This is a genomic window from Escherichia sp. HH41S (assembly GCF_009820115.1).
Taxonomy (GTDB): Bacteria; Pseudomonadota; Gammaproteobacteria; order Enterobacterales; family Enterobacteriaceae; genus Escherichia; species Escherichia coli_F.
On record NZ_VNXE01000085.1, the window covers coordinates 1 to 2,475 of the forward strand.

The window sequence follows — 2,475 nt, forward strand, 5'->3', positions numbered from 1 at the left end:
TTCGCGGGTTCCGACAGCGGTGGCGAACATGCGGCGGTGTTGTACTCGCTGATCGGCACATGCCGTCTGAACAATGTAGAGCCAGAAAAATGGCTGCGTTACGTTATTGAGCATATCCAAGACTGGCCGGCAAACCGGGTACGCGATCTGTTGCCCTGGAAAGTTGATCTGACTTCTCAGTAAATATCAATACGGTTCTGGCGAGCCGCTTACCTTTATTCTAATTTAACGCTGAGGATAAAAATTTTGTCAAGAGAATTATTCTTGATAAAATCCCATAGAGTCGAGAAAGCTCATGATAAATCTCATTATTTAAATCTATAAAGTGATATCATAAGGTTGTCTATATGAAACTGGCTATTCTAATTGGTGTTAGTGACTACAATTCTCAACAAAATCTTCCAGCAAGTAAAAATGATGTTAAACTCATTAAGTCTATGCTTGATTTTAGTGATGAGTATGATGATCTATTGTATATAGATACTGAGACTAATACGAGACAGATTAAAGGGAGATTGTCAGAGTTCATTGAGAGACATTCTAGTGATGATATTGATGAGTTGTTTTTCTATTTTAGCGGCCATGGTCTTTTTGACGGGAGTGATTTCCATTACATACTATCAGACTTTGATGCAGAAAAGATAAAAAGTACCTCGCTTGAAAATAGCGAGCTTGATACAATGATCAAATCATTAAAACCGTGTTTAACTATCAAGATTGTTGATGCATGTAACTCTGGTGTTTCTTATATAAAAGATCCTGCGGCTTTTAGCAAATACATTACAGATTCGAAATTGCATTTTTCAAAATGTTATTTTATGTTTTCATCGGAAGATACCCAATTTTCTTTCGCTGACCCCCACCTTAGTTTCTTTACTAAAGCTATTGGTGAAGCAGTTGCATATACTCCTGAAAGTTCCATTCGCTATAAAGATATAATTGACTATATCTCTGATAAATTCAGTAAAAATGAAAAGCAGTCCCCTGTTTTTATCAATCAAGCATCATTCACTGAGGTATTCATTAAAAATATCACACCTGAAAATAGAAAAAACATTGAGGAAACTCTTTCGATTGTTTCTGATAGTAAGGCTGAAACCAAAAGGCAACCTCTGAAGGAACTGGTGATAAAAGATGCCGAACGTTACTTTACTGAGGAAAAGGCAATGAGCATTTATGAATCTGTTCCAGATGCTGTTAAGGAACAGTTTAAGTTCAAGGGAGAGGCCAGAGAGCTTTTTGAGTTAATAGTGGAGACTCATGAAAGCTATGATGACGTTCCTAAATTGCCTCTCCTGGCTGAGTGGGTTGATAAAAATAATGATGATTTATTCGTAAAAGCCAAATCTGAGAAAAAGGAAAGGACTGTAAAGAAACTAAAAAACAGAGGCCTAGCAACAACTTTAGCCAGGATAAATACGTGGATTGATTATGATGATGATGACAATTACAAGTGGGTTACAGAATATTACTTATCGCCTGTTAGTATTGAGTCATTACTAACTTGCTCATATAACTTAATTACTGTGCAGGCAAAATCAAAATACCCTAACATAAACAGTACCAAACTATATATATTACCATTCTTATCGAAGACGAGACTAGTTATTTTATCTTGCATGGCTTTTTATAAACCATCTGGTTGGGACTCTGAAGTGTTGATTGACAACAATATCAAATGGACTCCTCACATAATTGAGCTCATTACCAGCAATGACATCAAAAAACACCTCACTGATCTAGCAAAAAACTTTGAGAATGAAACACTTTACCCCATATTGAAAGCTTTTAAATTGCTACCTGATTCGGATAAAAAATAGAGACAAATAAGATTATTGTAACAATAACCCCCCTTCATTTGCCGTTGTTCTTCTACAGCGGCATTATTTACAACATATAAAAAGTGATATCCATATAGAATCCCCATTTAAAAGACTCCAAATACCAGAATTAAACTATTCAACAAATAGTGTTTTTTCTCAAACAAGACATCGCTAGCGAAAAAATATGAACAGAAATTTCACTACAATAATTGCAGGTAATCAGCACAATTATTATTCATGGTGAATTTTTCTAGCAGTTGGTTACCAGTTGCTGCAATTAAGCTAACTGTTAGCCGGTAGAGAGTGAATATTCTCCTGTTACTCCCTGTTCCGCGAAACCATACAAGCTTTCAGCGATGATGTAGTATAAGTAAGCTCTTTTAACCCCGTTAGCGTAGCCGCGCAGTATCGGAAACTTGGTACTGACAAGCCTGCTGGCAGTACTTAAGGGCTGTACGACTGAATTTAAGCGATTTTTTCTTGACAGAACACGGTAGCTGTTGAGTTTCGGGAGCCGCGGTTTTGACGTTTTGCGGGGACCTGTCTTTTGTTCCCTCCGGTATTAACCATCACCCGTTTGAGAACCTTCGCCGCAAGGGGCATCACTGCCACGGCCGGAAACGACTGTCCGGGGGCAGACCGCAAAAGTTTT

2 protein-coding genes and 1 pseudogene are annotated in these 2,475 nt (G+C 37.7%); 2 read left to right on the forward strand and 1 reads right to left on the reverse strand.

Annotated features, from left to right (window positions below; translation table 11 throughout):
- Both FQZ95_RS15985 and FQZ95_RS15990 read left to right on the forward strand, forming a co-directional pair.
- Positions 1–183 (forward strand): transposase domain-containing protein (locus FQZ95_RS15985; RefSeq protein WP_077900154.1); only part of this gene is annotated, 183 nt, incomplete at its 5' end.
- A gap of 164 nt (positions 184–347) precedes the next feature.
- Positions 348–1,820: a caspase family protein gene (locus FQZ95_RS15990; protein ID WP_097311535.1), complete on the forward strand. Its 1,473-nt coding sequence runs from the start codon at positions 348–350 to the stop codon at positions 1,818–1,820.
- Between the two features lie 468 nt (positions 1,821–2,288).
- On the opposite strand, the pseudogene FQZ95_RS26185 reads toward FQZ95_RS15990, so the two are convergent.
- Positions 2,289–2,475, reverse strand: a pseudogene (locus tag FQZ95_RS26185) (hypothetical protein); the annotation flags it as partial.

Excerpts from the sequence above, each read along its gene's own strand:
- FQZ95_RS15990 (WP_097311535.1), top strand. The coding sequence starts at position 348 with ATGAAACTGGCTATTCTAATTGGTGTTAGTGACTACAATTCTCAACAA.